Origin of the sequence: Acetobacterium sp. KB-1 (assembly GCF_003260995.1) — a bacterium.
Classification (GTDB): domain Bacteria; phylum Bacillota; class Clostridia; order Eubacteriales; family Eubacteriaceae; genus Acetobacterium; species Acetobacterium carbinolicum.
In genome coordinates, this window is record NZ_CP030040.1 from 2,546,039 (window position 1) to 2,566,277 (window position 20,239).

Here is a 20,239-nt window from a genome sequence, read left to right on the forward strand (position 1 = left end):
TCCAAGTGTCTCAAAACGCTGAATGATTTAAAACATCGATTGCCTTCCTTCAAAAACAAACCTGCCTATTTGGAACTCCCAGCCAAAACTGTTGTGATTTCCTCAGGGGAAATATCATAGCCATAGTAGCTCTTAAAGAAATCCGAAACGACCTGTTTCATATCAGTATCTGCAAATAAATCCGGATACATAATCGTCCCCAGCCACAATGGCAGCATGGCACCTTCTCCGCTTCTAACCGACCAATTATAAACACCATAAGGACAAACGTAAACCTTCTGGTTTTTAACAGCAGCAACATCAGCCAGCGTAGGATCACTCAAAATTGCGTCTTTTGCCGATTTGGTAAAGGCCATAATCACCTGCGGGTTCCAGGTTACGATTTGTTCGGTGTTAACGGATAAGCCGGTACCGGACGAGGTATTGGTATACTCTTTAGCCACGTTAATTCCGCCGGCGGACTCAAAGTATTCATTGCAAATATCTTGTCCATTAATGGTTGAATAGGTGCCTCCCGCATAGCGAAGGCTCATAATGGTTACCTTATTTGCCGCTTCCACCTTAGCCGTCAGTTCCCCTGCTTTTTTAATATTTCCCTGATAATAATCAACGAATTCCTGCGCTTTTTTGACGCCATCTTCGCCAAAAATTTCACCGATAATCTTAAATGATTCACACATTCCCTCAACATTTTTTATATTATTAATGGCAACAAAGGGGATCTTGGCCTGGTCAAGCTGCGCTACTTGCTCATCTGAATAAACGCTGTCTGGTCCATAAACAACCTGAGTACCTGAAGCTATAACACCTTCGATGGAACCCGTATCATAATTATTCGGATTGCTTTCAAGATAATCCGGGAATACGGTCTTAAAATAATCTGAAATATTATCCGTAGCAGCAGCTGAAATCATCCCCGGTCCCCCGACAATTTCAGTCATCTGCGCAAATGCTCCAATCGCCGGAGCGGCTTTGGTAATTTGCGCTGGAATTTCAATTTCTACCCCTTCGCTATTGGTAACCATTCGGGTGCTGGAAACCGTACTTGATGTTCCGACACTACAGCCTCCAAGGCAAAGCGAAATGACTACCGCCAAAATAACAACAGTGCTTAACAATTTTTTTCTTTTCATTTTATTTCCTTTCTTTATTAATTGACGCAACAACATTATTACGCATCAATATAGTTACGGTTTACTCTCAAATATTGGCTGACAAAAGTTAAAGGACTGGTTCTGGTATTGGTCCTCTAAAATGGCGATGTGAACACCATAGGTATCCGTCAGCGTGGTTTCGCTGAGAATATCCGATACGTGTCCCACCAGATAGCGTTTGTCTTGCATCATTAATACCACCTTGGCATTACATTGAAAAACATGGTCTGGTGAATGCGTGGTCATGATAACGCCTAACCCCTGCTTGGCTAAATCCTTAATATTTTGAATAACCTTTACCTGGTTGCCAAAATCAAGATTGGAGGTCGGCTCATCCATCATTAAAAAAACCGGTTCTTGTGCCAAAGCTCTGGCAATGAGAACCATTTGCCGTTCACCACCACTAAGTTCGGTGTATTTTCGGTTTTTAAGATCAGCGATCTCCAGCCGCTCCAAAAGCTTGGACACAAAGTCATAATCTTTTTTACCCGGCGATCCAAAGGCATCCATGTGGGCTGTTCTGCCCATTACGACCACGTCCATCACTGTATATGCAAACGGCGGGGTATGCGATTGCGGGACATAACCAATCAGCCTGGCGTAATCCTTTTTTGAATAGCTGTAAATATCCTGGTCATTAATTGTAATGGTGCCTTTTTTAATCGGCAGGAATCGTAGAATTGTCTTAAAGAGGGTTGTCTTTCCAATCCCATTGGGTCCCAGCAAACAAAAAATTTCTCCCGATTCGATGGTTGCTGAAAAATCGTTGACGATAATTTTCTCACCATAGCTGCATTGCAAGTGGTTCAATTCAAGCTTCATGACCAATCACGTCTTCCCTTAAATAACATATAAATGAACAAGGGCGCACCAATCAGGGCGGTTAAAATCCCGATTGGCAGCTCGCCGGGAACAATTAAACGGGCGACATTATCCACAATCAGCATAAACAAGCCCCCACTGAGTAAGGTGATTGGCAGAAGCACCTTGTAATTGGGTCCCACCAGCATACGCGTTATATGTGGCATGATTAATCCGACCCAGCCTATTGCTCCACAAAGACAAACAGAAGATGCGGTTAACAGCGATGCACAACAAATAATGGCTAATCGCGTTTTTCTGACATCAATTCCCAATGATTGGGCTTCTTCATCACCAAAAGTCAGAACATTCATTTGCCAACGATACAATAAGAGGGGTATCCCTCCAATAATCAGCACCAAACCCATAATTAAAATATTCTGATAGCTGCCCGATCGGGCAAAGCTGCCCATCAGCCAGAAGGTGATTTCGGGCAGTTTATCATCAGCATCAGCCAGATATTTAATCAATGATGTTAATGCTGAAAAAATAGACGAAATAACCACCCCAGAAAGAACCATAATCAAGAGGGTGCCCTGACTTTTCCCGACCAATTTTGAAAGCACTAACACCAAAGATACTGCGCCAATGCCAAACAAGAATGATAATAGATGTACCCCAATTGTTGGAAATCCCAATAATAAAGCAATCGCGGCACCGACGCCAGCACCTCCGGCAACACCCAGAATATCTGGTGATACCATTGGATTTTTGAATACACCCTGATAGGCCGCCCCGGAGGCCGACAGTGCGGCTCCCACTAATAACGCCAATATAATTCTGGGAATTCGAATTAAAAATAATACTGTCGCGGCTTTTTGATCTGCGGCATCTAGTGGGCGTTGAGTGATCTGGCTGATGAATAAATCCCTGATTTGATCGAGAGGAATACTATACTCCCCGAACGATAGCGAAATGCCCGCAACCAGAATGATAGTTACAATCAAGACTATACCGATAATCCAATTTTTTTGAGCGGACCAATCGATTTGGAATAGCCGGGCTTTTTTTTGTACCGCAGTATCTTTCAAAAAACACCTCCATAAGATTCCCTATGTATCCGGCCCTTGCATAACCGCTGCCCGCTACATATTAGCGGTTTAATTATTAATCTCATCAATGTGTTTGGGTCGCCACCACAAAACAAAACTTTTTGTTTGCATTAAAAAGGTAACTGTTCCATCATTGTTTTTCGTTAACATGGCTTCCAGATTTGATTTGAAAATAGGAAGCTTATCATCCGCAAAAGGCCGTAATTGTCTTAAATCAGCGTACGTCGCTTCATATGAAGGATAAGTTTTTGTAAACCCATCATCAATCACTGAAATATTCGGGTCCAAGCCCAGATCGTAGACCATATTGAAAGTAACATTATAACCGAGTCTTCGATCATTTCGGAAATCACCTGGCCTATTTGACAGCGTATCACTGGTGTTTTTAAACATGTCTTCCAGAATAACCGGAATATGGGGACCATTCGCCCAGCAAATGATAACCGCGGCCTTATTTGCCAGTTGATTTAGCTTCTTGATATCTTGCATGGCGACAGAGCGTGAGGCAATAACAATATCGTGCTTTTTTACCGTGTCATCCAGAACAATATCGTTCCAGTTCATCAACTGAGTGGTGACATTTGATATGCCTAAGGCTTCACAGTTCATCTGACAATACTCCAGCATTTTGGGGGATGCATCAACGGCTGTCACCTGCTTAACCCGAGGGGCCATCATCGATGTGACTCTTCCCGGTCCACAACAAAGATCCAACACCGTATCCGTTTGACTTGTCGGAATGGCATCGATCTGAAGACGGGTATAGGCCTTTTCCATCTTTGCCATTTGATCATACATCGGCGCCTGCTTATCCCAAAATACCCCGGGGTCATAATCTGAACCTGGTTTTGGCCCATGTTGGGCGGTCTTCAGGGACAGAAGTTCTTCCCAATTAATTAATGATTTCATCGGGTATCCTTTCTTATATTTAATCGATCGCTAAGCAAAATTTAGCTATATTAAGTTTCAATTAATTCATAATACAATAAATATATTTCAAAATCAATAGTTATTTTACATTTATTATAACATCGTTTTGTTATGTATAATTTTGTTTTTAACTAAAAAATATGTTTGTAAATAAATAAAAGTGATATAAAAAGTCTCTTCATATTCAGTGCTCTCTTAATCTAATTCTAAACAATTAAACAACACTATCCGATCTAAAGCACTGTAACCGCCTAGGATTTGTTCTTTCACACCCTTTTATTCCACGTAAAAAAGTATCCCGACCGTCAATACAGACTATTGGGATACTTTCTTGGTTTTAAAAAATAATCATGAAAAAGCTTGTCAGCCATTTTGTCAGTGGCAAAGATTAAGCTGGATACTCTCGGTAACTTTAATACTCTACTCCTAAATAAATCGCCTAAAGCGGTTTTAGTAATTGCCAGCCGTTTCACCTTTTAACAGTTTAACAGCAGAACTGGTTCCGATGCGGGCACAGCCTTCGTTGATAAAGGCAATCAGATCATCCACGGATTTAACCCCACCAGCAGCCTTCATTTTTACAGCCGGGCCGATATTGGCTTTAAATAAGCGAATGTCTTCAATGGTTGCCCCGGCGGTTCCAAAACCGGTGGAAGTTTTGATGTAATCGGCTTTGGCATTGGTCACCAGCTTACAGACCGTCACTTTTTCGGCTTCGGTCAGGAAACAGGTTTCCACAATCACCTTGAGGATCTTGTCGCCGATGGCCTGTTTAATTTCGGCAATTTCATTTTGAACCACTTCATAGTCTTTGTTTTTCAGGGCAGTGATATTAATCACCATATCAATTTCTGAGGCCCCGTTGTTAACCGCCTCAACCGCTTCAAAAACCTTGGTGGCCGTGGTGTTATAACCCAACGGGAAACCGATAACAGTACAAATATTGAGTTTATCGCCGTAGGTTTCTTTGATTTTTTTTACATAAGTCGGCGGAATACACACCGACGCGGTTTCATAGGTGATGGCATCGTCACAGATCACCGTAATCTCTTCCCAGGTGGCAAATTGTTTTAACAGTGTGTGATCAATATGGCTTAAAATTTCCTTGTTTGTCATTCTCATTCTCCTAATTCTCGTAAATCAATGATGTGCTTCATCTTAGTTTACCGTACCGACCAATTGTTAATCTGTTGTTCGCTGCGCCATGCGAAATCCGCTTTGCTCCTTTCGCATTGGTCGCGGGCAGTCGCCAACTACAAGCAAGCTTGTGATTGGCTCGTTGCCTGCGCGCAGAATCAGACAGGCGATGCCATGTCCGCTCTGATGCGTACAACATGATGTAACAATTGTCGGTACTACGTTATCATGCTAAACTAATCCAACCACTCATTTGGCCATGGTGTCTTTGAGCTTTTCATAGATTTCGGTATAGGTATCAAAGACACCCTGATAGGTTGCGTACAGGTCTTTGTTGGGCTGTACCGAATACGCTTCTCTGACCATGCCTTTCGTTGCCGCATCAAAGGATGCATAAGTGCCGGAACCGACTGCCGCGACAATGGCGCAGCCCAGAACACTGGCACTGGCGTCTTCGGTGACAACAATTGGCTTGCCAGTGACATCAGCGATGATCTGCATCCAGGTGGCATCTTTGGTGACCCCACCGCAGCCTACAATGATGTTGATGGGACAACCCTGAGCTTCAAAGTTATCGATGATATTTTTAGTCCCAAGGGCTACGGATTCTAGCAGGGCCCGATAAATATGCGCTTTGGTATGACTCAGGGTTAAGCCGTAAATCACCCCTTTGGCATTGGCATCTTTGTAGGGAGTCCGATTTCCCTGGAAGAAGTCAAGAGCTACCAGACCTTCCGAGCCGGCAGGAATTTTGGCTACCAATTCATTCATATAGGCATAGGGGTTTTCATGGGAACTCATATCAAATTCCCGCATAAACCATTTAATAATCGAACCGGCCGAAATTTGGCCACCTTCTAATAACCACTGGTCGGGAACGATGGCATTGTTGTAAGGACCCCAAATTCCGTTCAGATTCAGTTTCTTTTCGGAAAAGGCCAGTTGGACAAAACTGGTCCCCATGATCATGGCCAGCTTGCCTTCTTTGGCAACACCTAAACCAAGCATCCCGATATGAGCGTCAATCCCGCCCTGAACAACCTTCATTTCCGGGTTGATGTCGTAATGATCAGCAAATTCGCGGTTGATGATGCCCACAAAATCACCCACTTGTTTCACATCCAGAACCAGTTTTTCGGCATAGTCTTCCAAACCAATCTGTTCAAAGAATTCGCCGTTCCAACCGCCTTCACACTTAATATAATTCCATTTGCAGGTTGAATTACAAATCGAGGTGGCATAAACCCCGCATAACTGGTAGTTCATCCAGTCCAACTGTTCAATAATTTTATAGCTTTTAGAATAGATTTCTTTTTGATTGTTTTTAATCCACAGCACCTTGGGAAGCATCCATTCTACTGAATCTTCTCCACCGGAGTATTCTAAAACAGGGTGTTTGGTGTCATTGATGATTTTCATTTCTTTCTTGGCCCGGGTATCCATCCACATGATCGCATCGGCTAATGGGTTGCCTTTGTCATCAATCGGAATGACCGTTGATGAGGTAGAGCAGACACTGACCGCTTGGATGTTATGGCGTACTTCTTTTGTCAGTGACGACATCACATTTTTAACCGCTACATTAAAACAATTCCACCAGTCGGCCGGTTTCTGTTCGGCCCAGCCAGCCTGAGGATAAAAGGTTTCATAAACCTGTTCATCTCCAGCCATTACCGCCCCTTTAATATCTGTTACAATCACTCTGACACTTTGTGTTCCGGTGTCAACACCCATAAAATACTTTTCTGTGTTCATTAATTCTCCCCCCATGGATAAAACATTATTTTATTGTAGAAATAACCACCTTTGGCTATTTCAGCAAAAACGTTGGGCACTTCATCAAGCGGTAAACGATGACTGATAATGTCTTTAGCGGTCATGCCTTTTTCAGCAAACATTTTTAAGGATTCGGTCCAGTCTTCCCCGGGATAGGGTTTGGTAAACGAATTCCAGGAACCGATCAGACTCAACTGGCTTCGCATTAAGGTATCCAGTTCTTTTTCACTGAGATCCAGTCCTTTGTGGGAAATCCCCAGATAAACAACCCGGCCCATTTTGCTGGCCATTAGAATACATTGTTTTTGAGCCGCGGGTGCGCCCGAAAAATCAATGACGATATTGGCGCCTTTTCCAGCGGTGGCTTCCATAACCGCCGCTACGGCATCTTCTTTTAGGGAGTTGATGGTAACATCGGCACCGACTTTTTTGGCAATCTCCAATTTTTCATCCCAGACATCCACTGCAATCACCTGCGATGCCCCAGCCAGTTTGGCATATTGAGCAGCAAATAAACCAATCGGTCCAGTGCCTACCACACAAACCGAATCGCCTGGTAAAAAATTAGCCCGAGCCAAACCGTGATAAGCGTTGGCACATGGATCAATCGTTGCCGCATCTTCATAGGAAACATGATCAGGCACTTTTAACAGGTTGCCTTCTTTTACCGCTACATACTCTGCCAGGGCACCATTGCGGCGGGACCCATAATAGTCATAGTGTTCGCAGAGTGAGTAAATGCCTTTCTGGCACCATTCGCATTCAAAACAAGGAATGAGTGGCGGAACCACCACCCGATCGCCAACCTTGAAGTTTTTAATATCCGCACCCAGCGCGGTGATTTCTCCCGAAAATTCGTGACCGATGATAATCGGCGAAACATGGGCGCCATAGGTCAGTACCCGGGGAATATCAGATCCACACAGACCGACGGCCCGAACCTTTACCATTACCTCATCCGACAAAACAATCGGCAGGGGAACCTCTTCCACCCGCAAGTCGCCTGGTTTATACATAGATACAGCTTTCATTCTTTCCTCCTTAAAACGTTGGTGTGAATTTAAAAATGGCTTTAAATCGCTTTTTTAAGCAATGTAACCCTTTTCTTTGCGTCTAAAAAATATTGGCAGCTTTTCGAACTACCCATAAAAAAACGCATACCGTTTGAAATTTACTATCAAATTTCTACTACCGTTGGATTTAAACTCATTCTAACACCATAAACCAACGCTGTCAATATGATTGGCGTCAATTATTAACTTTTTTAAGTCTCCGGTAATTGTCAAAGTGTTTTTTTTAACGTATAATAAGAAAAAAGAACGGAGGCTCTCTCGTTGCCATCATTGTTAACTGAAATACGCACAAAGTATAACCTATTCTCAAGCACCCAAAAAGTGATTGCCAATTACATCCTAGATCATCCCGATACGGTTTCGCTGCTTTCCATCACCGAGCTGGCTAAAAAATGTCATACCAGCGAAACCACGGTCATGCGACTGCTAAAAAAGCTTAACTACAGTTCCTATCAAATTTTTCGGATTAATCTGGCTAAAGAGTTTTCAGACACGCCTTCCGAAAGCATCATTGAGGAGATTCTTGGGGATGATGACGTCAATACGATCAAGAAAAAAGTCATCGGCCATACCATCACTGCCATCAATGATCTGGAACATTCCCTAAAAAATGAGGTCATTGAAGAAGCCCTAAACATCTTGCTGGCCGCTAAACGGATACTTTTTTTCGGTGTTGGTGCCTCGGCCTCCATTGCCATGGATGCGATGCATAAGTTTGTAAAAATTGGGCTCAATGTCTGCAGTTATCCCGACCCCCATTTTATGAATATTATTGCCTCCCATGCCACCATTGATGACGTCTTATTTGCCGTCTCCCATACCGGTGAAAGCCTGGAGGTGTTAAGCACCGTTACCATTGCCAAAAAAAACCAGGCCAAGATCATCGCCCTGTCGAGTTTTGAAAATTCAACCCTGGCCCAGCAGGCGGATATCTTTTTATCCAGCTCCACCAACGACAAAAAATACCATTCCGAAGCGATGGCCTCCCGGATAGTCCAGCTAACCATCATCGATATCCTCTACCTGAGTGCCTTTATGCGAAATGAAGTGGTCTTTTACGACGCCCTCTCCGCTTCCCGGGATGCCGTTGGCCTGAACAAAACCTAAACTTTTAGAAAAGGAGATTTATTATGAGTATTATTACCTTTGTGGGAGCCGGACAAATGGCTTCTGCCCTGTCTTTTCCGGCCACAGAAAACGGCCATGAAGTCCGCCTGGTGGGTACTCACCTGGATCGGGACATTATTGATTCTGCTGAACTAACCGGTTTTCATCCAACCTTGAAACGCCAGTTACCCAAAGAGGGAATCAAGTATTATCAGCTCGAAGATGTGGAGCTGGCGCTGGATGGCACCAATGCCGTTTTGTGTGGGGTCAGCAGTTTTGGTGTGGACTGGTTCTGTGAAACAATCCTGCCGCTGATCCCCGACTCTGTTCCGCTGCTTTCGGTCACCAAAGGAATGATTGATTTAGAGGATGGTTCGATGATTACCTACCCCGATTACTTTTTAAGCAAACTGCCGGCGGGAAAGAAACTTTCCATTAATGCCATCGGCGGCCCCTGCACCAGCTATGAACTGGCCGACAAGGATCACTCGGCCGTAGCCTTTTGCGGTACCGATATGGAAATTCTACGACGCTTTAAAAAACTCTTTTCAACCGATTATTATCACATCAGTCTATCCACCGATGTGGTCGGGGTTGAATGTGCAGTAGCCCTTAAAAACGCCTATGCCCTGGGGGTTTCCCTGGCAATCGGTCTGGCCCTTGGTCCCGATGACACTGGTAAAGAACACTATAATTCCCAGGCGGCACTCTTTGGACAAAGCATTAAAGAAATGAAACAGTTACTTGCCATTGTCAACGGCGGCGAAGAAAATATTATCTATGGTGCTGGCGACCTATACGTCACCATTTTTGGCGGGCGCACCCGAAAAATCGGCACGCTTCTGGGGCGGGGCATCTCTTTTAAAAAAGCCATCGCCGAACTGGAAGGCGTCACCCTGGAATCGATCGTTATTGCCACCCGCACGGCCCGCTACGTCCAGCGTCTGGCCGAACGGGGCAGCATTAAACTCAAAGATTTTCCGCTGCTGATGCATGTTGATGACATCATCAATCACGGCGCGGCGGTGGCGATCCCCTGGGCTGATTTTGAGACTGAGAAATATTAAACCGTAGGATATGCCATGCTCAATAATTGGTTGGTCTGATTCTTTGTATCGCGCCAATTCTACCGCTCGTTGATTTCTTAAATAATTATTTTACTTCCGGCAGATCCCCAAAATATGGTGTAGATCTGCCGGTTTTATGCTAAAATGATTAAAAGAAATCGAGGTAAGAAATGGAAATTTTTTCAACACTTGACACCTTGCAGAGCTTTCTTTTACAATTTGGCATCTGGACACCGCTGGCGTTTTTTCTGTTGCAATTGCTCCAAATCATCATTGCTCCCATCCCCGGAGGAACCATTGGTTTGGTTGGCGGCGCCCTCTTTGGCACTATTGGTGGCTTTCTGATCAGTGCTGCCGGTACCATAACCGGATCGATTATCGTTTTTGTTTTGGCCAAACGATTTGGACGGCCATTTGTTGTGCGCTTTGTCAGTCCGGAACTGATTGAAAAATATGATCATATTAAAGAATCAAAACTCAACACCGTTCTTTTTCTGATTTTTCTCTTTCCGCTTTTTCCCGATGACATGCTTTGTTTTATCGCCGGTCTATCAACCATGCCGTTGAAAACCTTTATCCTGATCGTCCTGTTAGCTCGAACCCCCAGTGTTTTTATCAATACCATGATCGGTGCTGGAATTATGGATGACAGCCCCACCCAGTTTATTATTGCAGTGGCCATCTATGCTGTTCTGATTGCCGTACTTTACTTTAACCGTAAGCGTCTGGACACTTTTATAAAACACAGTAAAACAATCGTGGCTGAACTTCCCCCACCGCCTAAAATTGACAAGGAGCTTTAGATGACCGAAAAAACAAAAAAAGAACTGAACCGCTTATATATGAGCGAGCTCGTCACCGCCCTGGTCTGCGGGATGCTGATGTATCTGCTCACCGACTCCACCGGTCAACCCCTCGATCTACGCCTGCTGATCCCCGGCGGGGTGCTGATCTTTATTATCCTTCAAAGCGCCGGATACTGGTATTATCGCTATCAGCTCGTGGATAATCCCAGCGACCCGATGGACTGGATAATGCCGCTTTTTTCAGTGCTTAAAAAACTGGATTTGGCTTTCTTTTGCCTATACCCGCTTTATCTGCTGTACCTGCTGATTTTAAAGCCTGACACCTTTTTTATGACCATGAACATTTTCGGCCTGATCCTTTATGCTTTTTCGATAATTGAATACTACAATTACTATTATTACAGTGTTCAAATCGGAGTAATTAAAAAGAAAGTCCCCTCTGAGCTCAGATTGGAACTTTCTCATTATGAAAAGACAAAATTAATTTAACGAAGGGTATCGGTTCCCCCTTGGGCAGAACCGTGGTTTATACAACATGATGTATTTCGTTTCTATTTTACACACCATTAATCCGCTTTTTTTTGCGCTTCTGGCTATTGCCGGGCTGCTGCTCTGGAAAGCCATTTATACCTATAAAACCTATGCCGAGCTGCGGGGGAATGCCATTAAAGAAATGATCGTCGGCAGTCTTGTGCTTATTTTTATCCTGGGTATCTTTATTGTGGTTCCCCTGGTTGCCGGCATCACCGTTAAGGATAATGAGCTGTCGCTCCGACTACCCACCGGTTTTACCTTCGAGACCTATCCCGAAGCCGATATTCTTTCGGCTAAGATGGTCAGTCTGGATCAGACCGAGTACACCATTGCCAAAAAGGTGGTCGGTACCGAAACTAGAGCTTACCGGGAAGGCATCTTCCTGCTGCAAAACGGTACCGAAGCCGCGGTCTTTGTCAACGGCAATACCGCCATCCTGGTAGAAACACCCAATCGCATCTTGCTGTTAGCACCGGATCGATTCGATGATTTTGTCAAAAACTTTAGTGAGAAGCTGATTCCTGTAAAGCCTTAGTATAAAAACTTGATCTAAAAAAGCGTGCCTCTTCTGCAGATGGCACGCTTTTTTTATTTTGGCTCTTCTACTATCTTAGCCACCCGGCCGACCTGACCGTCGGTGAGCATCACCTTGATCCCGTGGGGATGGGTAGGGCTTTTCGTGAGCAGTTTACCAACCCGGCCCGAAGTCAACTTACCACTGCGCTGATCAGCCTTTAAAACAATCTCGACTAATGCACCAACCTTAACGTCGCTTCTTTTCTGTCCGTTCATACTTTTTCCTCTCGGGTTTCTTCCAGGGCAATGGCCAGCTGATCCATACAGGAGGTAGGCTTTTTCCCACAGGTCTGCCCCTTAAACATCGCGATGATTTCATCTGCCGATTTTCCCTCAAGCAGCACAACCAGAGCTTTTAAATTCCCATCACAACCGCCTTCAAAAACCAGATTACTGACTACATCACCCGCTAAATCAAATTGAATGTTGCGAACACAGACGCCCTGGGGCTTATAACTTAATGTCATTTTTTCCTCTTTCTATTTTAATACACTTACCAATCTATTTTTCATTTTTTTTACCTGATCCTCTATCGGATGCACATACTCTTCATTCATAAAACGGGAATGGATGATAAAATCAGCCGTTGCCAGATTATTGGCCACCGGGATATCATAAACCGTGGCAATCCTGAGCAAGGCCTTAATATCCGGGTCGTGGGGCTGGGCTTCCAGGGGATCCCAAATAAAGATCAGCATATCAATCTTACCATCCACAATGCGCGCCCCAATTTGTTGATCACCACCGAAAGGGCCGCTTTTAAAAATCTGTACCGGCAATCCCGTTTGCTCTTGAATAAGACTTCCGGTTGTTCCCGTTCCGCACAAATGATGCCGCTGTAATATTTCTTTGTTGCGACAAGCCCAGTCCAATAACTCGGCTTTTTTTCCATCATGGGCAATTAAAGCGATTTTCTTGGTTTTTTCAATTGTAACATTAACATATTCCATTTCAGCCCTCATCTACTTTCACTATTATTTTTGCAACGCTTATTTTTTCACTTCAAAATCCAGCAGCTTAACATCTTTTGATCGAAACTCCGATTTTACTTTTTCTTCTTTAACATAGTCGGTGCTTAAATATTTCTTGTTATCATCAGCAAAGACGGTGACGACCACCGCGTTCGGATCTTCTAATAAATCCTGGGCAATGATGGCGGCGATAAAATTGGCACCCGATGAGATCCCTACCCCTAAACCCAATTCTTTGGATAGCTGCTGGGCCATAATGATGGCATCGCCATCCTCGACCGCTATAATATCGTCCAATTCATCCAGTTTTATCAGATCAGGTACAAATTCATCTGAGATTCCCTGAATGCGATGTCTACCCACCCGATATCCCGTTGATAGCGTTGGCGAACTTGCTGGTTCCATAGGATAAGCCTTAAATGCTGGATTTTTATCTTTAAAATATCGGCCTAATCCCATCACTGTTCCCCCGGTTCCGACACCGGCAACCAACGCCTGGGGGATTACTCCAAACGCTGACAATTGAGCATCAATTTCCGGGGCCGTCCGTTCATACTGAGCCTCGGTATTTTCTTCATTGGAAAATTGGCAGGGCAGAAAGGCGTTACCTTTGGCAGCCAGAGCACCGCATTGGGCAATACTCCCTAAAAAGCCACCTTCTTCTTTAGAAACCAGCCGAACTTCACCACCATAGCTCCGAATCAGATTTTTTCGTTCATCACTCATCCAATCTGGCATGTAGATCACCACCGGGTGTCCTAAGCAGGTCCCGACGGCGGTAAACGCGATCCCCGTGTTGCCGCTGGTGGCTTCAACAATGGTTTCCCCTTCATGGATTTCACCCTTTTCATAAGCCTTTTTTAGGATGTGCAAAGCCACCCGATCTTTAATACTGCCAGTGAGATTATAATGCTCTGCTTTGGCATAAACACTCCGGGCTTGACCCTTATATAGAAAATTAATTTTTAATAAGGGGGTCTTCCCAATGAGTTCTTCTAGTGCAAGAAACTTCTCTTCGTTATCCATTTAGTCTATCCTTTTATGTTTTTAATCAGCCGTCTATCTTAATTATATTTTTCTGCCTACTTGTTTTTTATTCTGGCATTGATATAATCATACTAAAATAAAGTAAATAAATCAATCTTTATCAGGAGGTTAATGCATGATCGTCGGTTTAACCAAGAACCAACAGATTCCCACTAAGAAAATGAATCGAAACAGTGGTCGGGCACTTCGGGAAAAAGTACCTTTTTCGGCCCAATCTGTTTTTCATCCAGTCGACCGTGACCCTGTTGCCATCATTGAAAGTCAAAACTATTTTCGCATCCCTGAACTGATTCCCCTTCGCCACCAAAAAATGACCGGTTCACCCTTTGCCTTTTTCCGGGGGACCGCCCTGTTAATGGCTCATGATTTATCCTGTCAGACTCAGTCCGGCATTCATGTGACCATCTGTGGTGATGCCCATATTGGCAATTTCGGGTTTTACGCTTCTCCGGAGCGACGCCTGATTTTTGATCTCAATGACTTTGACGAGGCAGCTCCAGGCCCCTGGGAATGGGATTTAAAACGGCTGATCACCAGTATTATTCTCTGTGCCCATGAACTGGGCTTTGACACCAAAAATACAAGAGAAGCCGTACTTCAAACCGCAGCATTCTACCGCAAAGGTCTGGACTTGATGTCCGATATGACCTCCCTTGAACGCTACTTTATCCTTGGCGATGAGGAACTTTTTCTTAAGAGTTTTTCCGACTCCTCCCGGGAAGAATTTGAGAAAATCATTAAAAAAGCAAAAAAAAGAACATCCAACCAGGTCATTTCAAAAATGACCGAAACCGATCCCTTTGGCCGCCGTACCTTTATCGAAAATCCGCCGATTACGACTCATTTAGATGCGAAACTGATTGATGAAGTGGAATCCTATTTCAGACAGTATTTAAAAACCGTTCGTCCCGATATTGAAATACTTTTGTCCCAGCATGTTTTAACCGATATTGCCAGGCGGATCGTCGGGGTTGGCAGTATCGGAACCCGCTGTTACCTGCTGGTGCTGACCTGCGAAGACGAAAGCCATCTCGTTTTGCAGATCAAGCAGGCAAACGACTCCGCAATCACTAAGTACAGCCAGAAAAATTTCACCACCCCTAATACCATGACGCATGGTTTAGGCAACGGCTATCGGGTGGTCAGCCATCAACAAATTCTCCAGGCTGCCTCTGATCCCTTTCTTGGATATTTTTCTGCTGCTGAAGGGATGGATTTCTACGTCCGTCAGTTTCGCGATATGAAAGGCACGGTTGATCTGTCTGAACTTGATTTTGAGACGTTTAAGCAATATGTCATTAATTGCGGCGTCGTGCTGGCTCGCGCACATGTGCAAAGCCCCTTTGCCAACTGGATCAATGGGTATTTAGGCGATGGCGATGGTTTTGATCACGCTGCCGTTAACTGGTGTTTCGACTATTCCAAACAAGTTTATCGGGATTATGAAACCTATCGAAAAAGTCTACCCCGTAATTAAAGCCACTCTTGGGCATTTGAAAATGTCTGAAATCGGACATTTTCTCTTGCTTTTTATTCAGATATCCGCTATAGTGTTAACGAGCGAGATTTATTTCTCGGCCATTCTTCGTGTGTTCGTGACCTTCCACACGTAAAACAAAACTAAAGGAGTTTTTTTTATGCGAAAAATCAGTGTTCTCTTTGTTACCCAGGCGGCGGTTATTGCCGCCATGTATGTGGTGCTGACCTTTGTGTCCAACTCAATGGGTTTGGCCAGCGGCGAAATTCAAATTCGACTCTCCGAAATGCTCTGTATTCTGCCTGTTTTTACTCCGGCAGCCATACCTGGCCTTTTCCTTGGCTGTCTGCTTAGTAATCTTTTAATCGGCGCTACCGTCATTGATATTGTCTTTGGCAGCCTGGCAACCCTCATTGCGGCGAGTCTCAGTTATCAGCTGAGAAATCATAAATATCCGCTTCTCGTCACCGTCCCCCCGGTTGTGGTCAATATGATCATCGTACCCTTTGTTCTAAAATACAGTTACGGCGTCCCTTTACCGATCCCGGTGATGATGGCAACGGTCGGTCTTGGGCAAGTGATTTCCTGTATGGTCTTGGGCTCTGTCCTCTACTTTGCCTTGGATAAACGTCGCGTTATTTTTCACCAAAACTAAAAAATTGTGCACACTCATAAAAAGACAGGCCCAAAGGGCCTGTCTGAGGTTGTCGATAAACTACCGTACCGACCAATTGTTAATCTGTTGTTCGCCGCGGAATCGGACAGGTGATACCGTGTCCGCTCCGATGCGGACAACATGATGTAACAATTGTCGGTACTGGATTATCTTTTTAGTCTCAAATCATTTAATCAATGCTCCCCCAATCCCGTTGGGTTTTCCGATAAACACGTTATTTCGATACTTGACCAATTTGACCGGCCCGATAGGCTTTACTGTATTTTCGGCAGTGTTTGTCCTGTCCGAGCAGTGCGTAGGTTGCAAAGATGGTTCCCATTATATCCCGGTTTAAAGGATCCATTACGACCGAGTCCATCCCGGCCTGTATTGCAAATGCAATGCTGGTTTTGTTAAGCAGTCCGCGCACCGGTAAACCAAATGAAATGTTGCTAATCGCTCCGGTTACATGGATGTTGGGGTACAATTCCTTGATTGCTTTGATTTCAGCTACAAAATTTAGTAGCGAATTGTTTGCCGTCGATAACGCCATCACACAGGGGTCGATATGAATCCGATCCGGTGTGATGCCGTATTTGGCTGCTTTTTCAACCATGCTTTTTGTGATATCCACCTTTGTTTTGACATCATTGGGAATCCCGTTATTATTACAGGTGAGTCCCACCACTTCCCACGTGTTTCCTGCCATCAGCGGAAGCAAGACGTCACACTTGTCCCCTTCTTCGGAAATGGAATTGAGCATGCCCGGTTTATTGGCATATTTAAATACTGCTTCAATGACCCGGGGGTTGGGGCTATCGATACAGAGGGGTGTCTCAACCGCATCCTGCACCACTTCCATCAACCATTTCAAGGTTTCAATTTCGTATTCCGGGGCTGTACTGGCACAAACATCGATGAAATCTGCACCGGCTTTTGCCTGTCTGATCGCACGATCTGCAATAAATGCAGCATCCCGTTTTTCAATGGCATCCTTCACTGCCGGGATGGAACCGTTAATTTTCTCTCCAATAATAATCATATTAATTACCTTTCTTTTTTTAATTAAATGTGTATCTCTTACGAGTGTTTATGCTTACCTTCGAATTTCTAAGCACGTTCATTTATTCATACTTATCCACCCATCGGTAAATTGCGCGTTTTAATAACATCGCCATCATTAATCATTTTAGTATGCACAGCCGAAGGCGTTATCAACTCATTATTGACAGTGATAAGGAGGGCCGTATTTTCGATTACGCGTTGCGCTTTCATTAGGTCAACAAATTGCGCAAGTGTTATATTTTTAATCGCATCAAATTCCTGATTATTAAAAACGATCATTTTGTTGCTTTCATTGTTAGCAATTCAACCGGAATATCGAATTTTCTGCCGGTTGCCGGTAATGCCTCATTTCTGAAAAATTCCGGCATGACGTTATCTTCTGGTTTCCAGCCGGCCTGTTTGTTAAATTCCTTTTCTAACCGCAAGGTCGTATCGGCAGCTGCAAAGAGGTCGTCGGGACTTAAGTTTTTCCCGTATAGAGCATTATATAACTCAGCCACCTTATCAAGTTGACCACCTAAGGTTGCCATCGCCATCATACAGGTCATACTGTCTGCCATGGCAAAGATATGCTGCATGATGTTGGACGTTGCAATCGCCCCATCGACATCGCTTGGATCATCCGGACCCAGGGTTATTCCCGCGGTATGATCCGCTCCCATCGCCGTTGTTGCATAAGTATAACCGGTACCAATTGAACCGCGCGGATCGTAACCAGGCAGAGCCTGATTCTTGCAGATTGGGATTCGCTTGCTATTAAAATGCCGGCCCACTTGCTCTGTACCCTGGCCAAGCAAATTCCCCAACTCCGTCCCATCAGAAATTTGTTGATATAATTCCAACGCTGCAATAGCATCGCCCCATGGGATGATTCCGGCTTCCATACACAAGGCGATGGTTGCGCCTGTTTCAATGGTATCCAGGCCAATATCATCGCACATCCGATCCATTTTTGCAATGGCTTCATAATCATAGATATCACAATTTGGACCACAGAGCGCAATGGTTTCATATTCAAAACCACCGGTTAAAAAGTTTCCATCATCGTCATTGACAATATTTGAACATTTAACCAAACACCCCGCTTGACAGGGATGCTTGTTCTTGCCATTCTTATTGACAAATTCCAGGAACTTATCCGATTTTAAATTCTCAATATTTTCAGAAATCGTGCCCGTGAAATTGTGTGTCGGGATGATCCCTGCAGGGCCCACTAAATCAATGGTCGAAGCCGTCCCCACTAAAGAAAAAGGGCTTGTTTTTGACGATTCAATTACCGCTTGATTGAGTTCTTTTTTGATTTTTTTAAATTGTTCTTGATCCGCAAATTCGAGCGTATTTTTTTCAGTAGCTTTTTGAATGACGATACCTTTAATCCGTTTGGAACCTAAAACAGATCCCAAGCCACCCCGGCCGGCCGCCCGACACGGATAATTGGTGCCAAATTCAGTTACCTGCAAAGAAGAATTCTTGTACAGCCGTTCTCCCGCCCGACCAATGGAAATTACCGAGACCTTTTCACCATAGTTATTTTGCATCTGCTCCACAAATTCATAATTGTTCATCCCCTCATATGATGACGCATCTTCCAGACTGATCGTTCCGCTTGATTGAATCAGAACAAACTGCATTGCCGCATCCTCTTTAGGAATATCTTCAATCACAATCGCGCGGATATTGTGTCCGGCTAACGCACCAGCCACACTTCCCCCGACATTTGATTCTTTTATGCCATTGGTCAGCGGACTTTTAGCCCCAACCGAAAGTCGATCGGCACAAACCAGTCCACTACCGGCAAACATACCGGTGCAAAAGATAAGTTTAGCCTCTTCACCCAGAGGATCACAGCTCGGGTTCACCTCATCGATTAAAAATTGTGCAATTAAACTTCGCCCGCCCAAGCCCAAATAGGCATCTTTGTAGTTTTCAGTTTTAACGGTATTATTGCTTGAGTTAATTCGGATTGTTTTCCACATGATTATTTCTCCTTAGAAAAATTCGACTTACATGAATACATGTTACGATATGCGTTCATACTAACGCGCTCTTTTTCTTTAAATAGTTTGTAGAGTGTCCTGACTGAATCAAATCCGATCAGCTCTGAGATTTTCTCAATTGAATAATCATACTCAACAAGATATCTTTTGGCATATCCCAATCTGATTTCAATCAAGGTTTTATTAAAAGATGTATTGAAATACTTTTTAAATATCCGGGTAACATGCCGGGGCGTTGTATGAAAAATGATCGCCATTTTTTCAAGTGTTATTTTTTCACTTATGTTACGATGAATATATTTTGTCATCAGAAGTGCTCTGTTTTCATATTTTAAATGGTCATTTAACCCGTCGTCTTTACCCGTAAGCATATTCTGAATCATACTCATTACGATCAATGAGAGGAGTCCTTGAAGCTTTAAATAATAAAAATGCTGGCGACTTAGAAAGGCGTTGCAAAGATCATCAATCAACGCCATTACACCATTTGTATCGCTTGAAATCGCGTATTTACGAATGCTTTTTAAGTATCGATCCAATTCATCAATTTGATATTCCAACGCGGTCATTTTACTGTCATCACATTTGTTTTTTATTATTTCAAAAGTGATCAAAAATCTATCATTTCCATAAAAGCTATCTGTTTTCATATGGTGCTCAACATTGGGGGCTAAATAAAGGATATCATGTTTCTGTAGTTCTAATTCTTCGCCATCACAGATTACGACCATTTGGCCATTTAGCACATAATAAAGTTCATGGAAATCATGACTGTGCGGAAATTCGATGTGGTCCTGGTTCATAAACTGGTTATTATGGATTACGATACTAAAAGAGTCATAAGATAATGTCACGTATGTTCCCATCAAATCATTATATTTTTGACGTTCAGCAAATGAATAGCTCATTTTTTTGCTCCTCTTTTTCTCAATAATTCCATTTCGATCCGAAGTC

22 protein-coding genes are annotated in these 20,239 nt (G+C 43.8%); 7 read left to right on the plus strand and 15 right to left on the minus strand.

The window, feature by feature from the left end:
- Window positions 1-65 precede the first annotated feature (65 nt).
- The 7 genes from DOZ58_RS11730 to DOZ58_RS11760 all read right to left on the minus strand — a co-directional run bounded on the left by DOZ58_RS11730 (window position 66) and on the right by DOZ58_RS11760 (window position 7,941).
- Window positions 66-1,133, minus strand: coding sequence for an ABC transporter substrate-binding protein (locus tag DOZ58_RS11730; RefSeq protein ID WP_162624508.1), 1,068 nt, complete (start codon window positions 1,131-1,133; stop codon window positions 66-68).
- 54 nt (window positions 1,134-1,187) lie between these two features.
- Window positions 1,188-1,976 carry an ABC transporter ATP-binding protein gene (locus DOZ58_RS11735; RefSeq protein ID WP_111888456.1) on the minus strand — a complete coding sequence of 263 codons (789 nt, stop codon included), beginning with the start codon at window positions 1,974-1,976 and terminating at the stop codon, window positions 1,188-1,190.
- Window positions 1,973-3,046 carry an iron ABC transporter permease gene (locus tag DOZ58_RS11740; RefSeq protein WP_242988487.1) on the minus strand — a complete coding sequence of 358 codons (1,074 nt, stop codon included), beginning with the start codon at window positions 3,044-3,046 and terminating at the stop codon, window positions 1,973-1,975. The genes DOZ58_RS11735 and DOZ58_RS11740 overlap by 4 nt, the downstream gene beginning before the upstream one ends.
- Before the next feature lie 69 nt (window positions 3,047-3,115).
- Window positions 3,116-3,976, minus strand: coding sequence for a class I SAM-dependent methyltransferase (locus tag DOZ58_RS11745; protein ID WP_111888457.1), 861 nt, complete (start codon window positions 3,974-3,976; stop codon window positions 3,116-3,118).
- Window positions 3,977-4,447: 471 nt separating this feature from the next.
- Window positions 4,448-5,113, minus strand: coding sequence for a deoxyribose-phosphate aldolase (deoC, locus tag DOZ58_RS11750; RefSeq protein WP_111888458.1), 666 nt, complete (start codon window positions 5,111-5,113; stop codon window positions 4,448-4,450).
- Window positions 5,114-5,383: 270 nt separating this feature from the next.
- On the minus strand, window positions 5,384-6,889 hold the full coding sequence (locus tag DOZ58_RS11755; RefSeq protein ID WP_111888459.1) for a ribulokinase: 1,506 nt from the start codon (window positions 6,887-6,889) through the stop codon (window positions 5,384-5,386).
- On the minus strand, window positions 6,889-7,941 hold the full coding sequence (locus DOZ58_RS11760) for a galactitol-1-phosphate 5-dehydrogenase (protein ID WP_111888460.1): 1,053 nt from the start codon (window positions 7,939-7,941) through the stop codon (window positions 6,889-6,891). The genes DOZ58_RS11755 and DOZ58_RS11760 overlap by 1 nt, the downstream gene beginning before the upstream one ends.
- Window positions 7,942-8,244: 303 nt before the next feature.
- Here DOZ58_RS11760 and DOZ58_RS11765 point away from each other — a divergent pair, with 303 nt between their 5' ends.
- The 5 genes from DOZ58_RS11765 to DOZ58_RS11785 all read left to right on the plus strand — a co-directional run bounded on the left by DOZ58_RS11765 (window position 8,245) and on the right by DOZ58_RS11785 (window position 12,032).
- Window positions 8,245-9,090 carry a MurR/RpiR family transcriptional regulator gene (locus DOZ58_RS11765; RefSeq protein ID WP_111888461.1) on the plus strand — a complete coding sequence of 282 codons (846 nt, stop codon included), beginning with the start codon at window positions 8,245-8,247 and terminating at the stop codon, window positions 9,088-9,090.
- A 23-nt stretch (window positions 9,091-9,113) separates the two neighbouring features.
- A complete protein-coding gene (locus DOZ58_RS11770) occupies window positions 9,114-10,157 on the plus strand; it encodes a glycerol-3-phosphate dehydrogenase (protein WP_111888462.1) in 1,044 nt (347 codons plus the stop codon).
- 170 nt (window positions 10,158-10,327) lie between these two features.
- The gene (locus DOZ58_RS11775) at window positions 10,328-10,960 is read left to right on the plus strand and encodes a TVP38/TMEM64 family protein (protein ID WP_111888463.1); all 633 of its coding nucleotides are present in this window, start codon (window positions 10,328-10,330) and stop codon (window positions 10,958-10,960) included.
- The gene (locus tag DOZ58_RS11780; RefSeq protein ID WP_111888464.1) at window positions 10,961-11,452 is read left to right on the plus strand and encodes a hypothetical protein; all 492 of its coding nucleotides are present in this window, start codon (window positions 10,961-10,963) and stop codon (window positions 11,450-11,452) included.
- A gap of 46 nt (window positions 11,453-11,498) precedes the next feature.
- Complete coding sequence (locus DOZ58_RS11785) at window positions 11,499-12,032, plus strand: PH domain-containing protein (protein WP_111888465.1); 534 nt, start codon at window positions 11,499-11,501, stop codon at window positions 12,030-12,032.
- Between the two features lie 53 nt (window positions 12,033-12,085).
- Here DOZ58_RS11785 and DOZ58_RS11790 read toward each other — a convergent pair whose 3' ends face one another.
- The 4 genes from DOZ58_RS11790 to DOZ58_RS11805 are packed head-to-tail and all read right to left on the minus strand — an operon-like array spanning window position 12,086 to window position 14,070.
- A complete protein-coding gene (locus tag DOZ58_RS11790; protein WP_111888466.1) occupies window positions 12,086-12,289 on the minus strand; it encodes a YwbE family protein in 204 nt (67 codons plus the stop codon).
- On the minus strand, window positions 12,286-12,540 hold the full coding sequence (locus DOZ58_RS11795) for a TIGR03905 family TSCPD domain-containing protein (RefSeq protein WP_111888467.1): 255 nt from the start codon (window positions 12,538-12,540) through the stop codon (window positions 12,286-12,288). Before DOZ58_RS11795 ends, DOZ58_RS11790 begins: the two co-directional genes overlap by 4 nt.
- A gap of 12 nt (window positions 12,541-12,552) precedes the next feature.
- Window positions 12,553-13,023 (minus strand): methylglyoxal synthase, encoded by a 471-nt coding sequence (locus DOZ58_RS11800; RefSeq protein ID WP_242988488.1) that lies wholly within the window; start codon window positions 13,021-13,023, stop codon window positions 12,553-12,555.
- Between the two features lie 39 nt (window positions 13,024-13,062).
- Window positions 13,063-14,070 (minus strand): PLP-dependent cysteine synthase family protein, encoded by a 1,008-nt coding sequence (locus tag DOZ58_RS11805; protein WP_111888469.1) that lies wholly within the window; start codon window positions 14,068-14,070, stop codon window positions 13,063-13,065.
- Window positions 14,071-14,206: 136 nt separating this feature from the next.
- Here DOZ58_RS11805 and DOZ58_RS11810 point away from each other — a divergent pair, with 136 nt between their 5' ends.
- Both DOZ58_RS11810 and DOZ58_RS11815 read left to right on the plus strand, forming a co-directional pair.
- Complete coding sequence (locus tag DOZ58_RS11810) at window positions 14,207-15,568, plus strand: DUF2252 domain-containing protein (RefSeq protein ID WP_111888470.1); 1,362 nt, start codon at window positions 14,207-14,209, stop codon at window positions 15,566-15,568.
- Between the two features lie 160 nt (window positions 15,569-15,728).
- Complete coding sequence (locus tag DOZ58_RS11815; protein ID WP_111888471.1) at window positions 15,729-16,223, plus strand: QueT transporter family protein; 495 nt, start codon at window positions 15,729-15,731, stop codon at window positions 16,221-16,223.
- Window positions 16,224-16,458: 235 nt separating this feature from the next.
- Here the strand turns inward: DOZ58_RS11815 and DOZ58_RS11820 are convergent, their stop codons facing one another.
- From DOZ58_RS11820 to DOZ58_RS11835, 4 genes are all read right to left on the minus strand, one after another.
- A complete protein-coding gene (locus DOZ58_RS11820; protein ID WP_111888472.1) occupies window positions 16,459-17,265 on the minus strand; it encodes a methyltetrahydrofolate cobalamin methyltransferase in 807 nt (268 codons plus the stop codon).
- A gap of 92 nt (window positions 17,266-17,357) precedes the next feature.
- Window positions 17,358-17,567: a hypothetical protein gene (locus DOZ58_RS11825; RefSeq protein ID WP_111888473.1), complete on the minus strand. Its 210-nt coding sequence runs from the start codon at window positions 17,565-17,567 to the stop codon at window positions 17,358-17,360.
- The gene (locus tag DOZ58_RS11830) at window positions 17,564-19,264 is read right to left on the minus strand and encodes an aldehyde ferredoxin oxidoreductase C-terminal domain-containing protein (RefSeq protein ID WP_111888474.1); all 1,701 of its coding nucleotides are present in this window, start codon (window positions 19,262-19,264) and stop codon (window positions 17,564-17,566) included. The genes DOZ58_RS11825 and DOZ58_RS11830 overlap by 4 nt, the downstream gene beginning before the upstream one ends.
- A gap of 2 nt (window positions 19,265-19,266) precedes the next feature.
- Complete coding sequence (locus tag DOZ58_RS11835) at window positions 19,267-20,193, minus strand: AraC family transcriptional regulator (protein WP_111888475.1); 927 nt, start codon at window positions 20,191-20,193, stop codon at window positions 19,267-19,269.
- Between the last annotated feature and the right edge of the window lie 46 nt (window positions 20,194-20,239).

Bases quoted from the DNA above. Each gene is read 5' to 3' on its own strand.
- DOZ58_RS11730 (WP_162624508.1), bottom strand. From the start codon at position 1,133: ATGAAAAGAAAAAAATTGTTAAGCACTGTTGTTATTTTGGCGGTAGTC.
- DOZ58_RS11830 (WP_111888474.1), bottom strand. From the start codon at position 19,264: ATGTGGAAAACAATCCGAATTAACTCAAGCAATAATACCGTTAAAACT.
- DOZ58_RS11790 (WP_111888466.1), bottom strand. From the start codon at position 12,289: ATGAACGGACAGAAAAGAAGCGACGTTAAGGTTGGTGCATTAGTCGAG.
- DOZ58_RS11795 (WP_111888467.1), bottom strand. From the start codon at position 12,540: ATGACATTAAGTTATAAGCCCCAGGGCGTCTGTGTTCGCAACATTCAA.
- DOZ58_RS11800 (WP_242988488.1), bottom strand. From the start codon at position 13,023: ATGGAATATGTTAATGTTACAATTGAAAAAACCAAGAAAATCGCTTTA.
- DOZ58_RS11835 (WP_111888475.1), bottom strand. From the start codon at position 20,193: ATGAGCTATTCATTTGCTGAACGTCAAAAATATAATGATTTGATGGGA.
- DOZ58_RS11805 (WP_111888469.1), bottom strand. From the start codon at position 14,070: ATGGATAACGAAGAGAAGTTTCTTGCACTAGAAGAACTCATTGGGAAG.
- DOZ58_RS11770 (WP_111888462.1), top strand. From the start codon at position 9,114: ATGAGTATTATTACCTTTGTGGGAGCCGGACAAATGGCTTCTGCCCTG.
- DOZ58_RS11810 (WP_111888470.1), top strand. From the start codon at position 14,207: ATGATCGTCGGTTTAACCAAGAACCAACAGATTCCCACTAAGAAAATG.
- DOZ58_RS11825 (WP_111888473.1), bottom strand. From the start codon at position 17,567: ATGATCGTTTTTAATAATCAGGAATTTGATGCGATTAAAAATATAACA.
- DOZ58_RS11735 (WP_111888456.1), bottom strand. From the start codon at position 1,976: ATGAAGCTTGAATTGAACCACTTGCAATGCAGCTATGGTGAGAAAATT.
- DOZ58_RS11755 (WP_111888459.1), bottom strand. From the start codon at position 6,889: ATGAACACAGAAAAGTATTTTATGGGTGTTGACACCGGAACACAAAGT.
- DOZ58_RS11760 (WP_111888460.1), bottom strand. From the start codon at position 7,941: ATGAAAGCTGTATCTATGTATAAACCAGGCGACTTGCGGGTGGAAGAG.
- DOZ58_RS11820 (WP_111888472.1), bottom strand. From the start codon at position 17,265: ATGATTATTATTGGAGAGAAAATTAACGGTTCCATCCCGGCAGTGAAG.
- DOZ58_RS11785 (WP_111888465.1), top strand. From the start codon at position 11,499: ATGATGTATTTCGTTTCTATTTTACACACCATTAATCCGCTTTTTTTT.
- DOZ58_RS11775 (WP_111888463.1), top strand. From the start codon at position 10,328: ATGGAAATTTTTTCAACACTTGACACCTTGCAGAGCTTTCTTTTACAA.
- DOZ58_RS11780 (WP_111888464.1), top strand. From the start codon at position 10,961: ATGACCGAAAAAACAAAAAAAGAACTGAACCGCTTATATATGAGCGAG.
- deoC (WP_111888458.1), bottom strand. From the start codon at position 5,113: ATGACAAACAAGGAAATTTTAAGCCATATTGATCACACACTGTTAAAA.
- DOZ58_RS11815 (WP_111888471.1), top strand. From the start codon at position 15,729: ATGCGAAAAATCAGTGTTCTCTTTGTTACCCAGGCGGCGGTTATTGCC.
- DOZ58_RS11745 (WP_111888457.1), bottom strand. From the start codon at position 3,976: ATGAAATCATTAATTAATTGGGAAGAACTTCTGTCCCTGAAGACCGCC.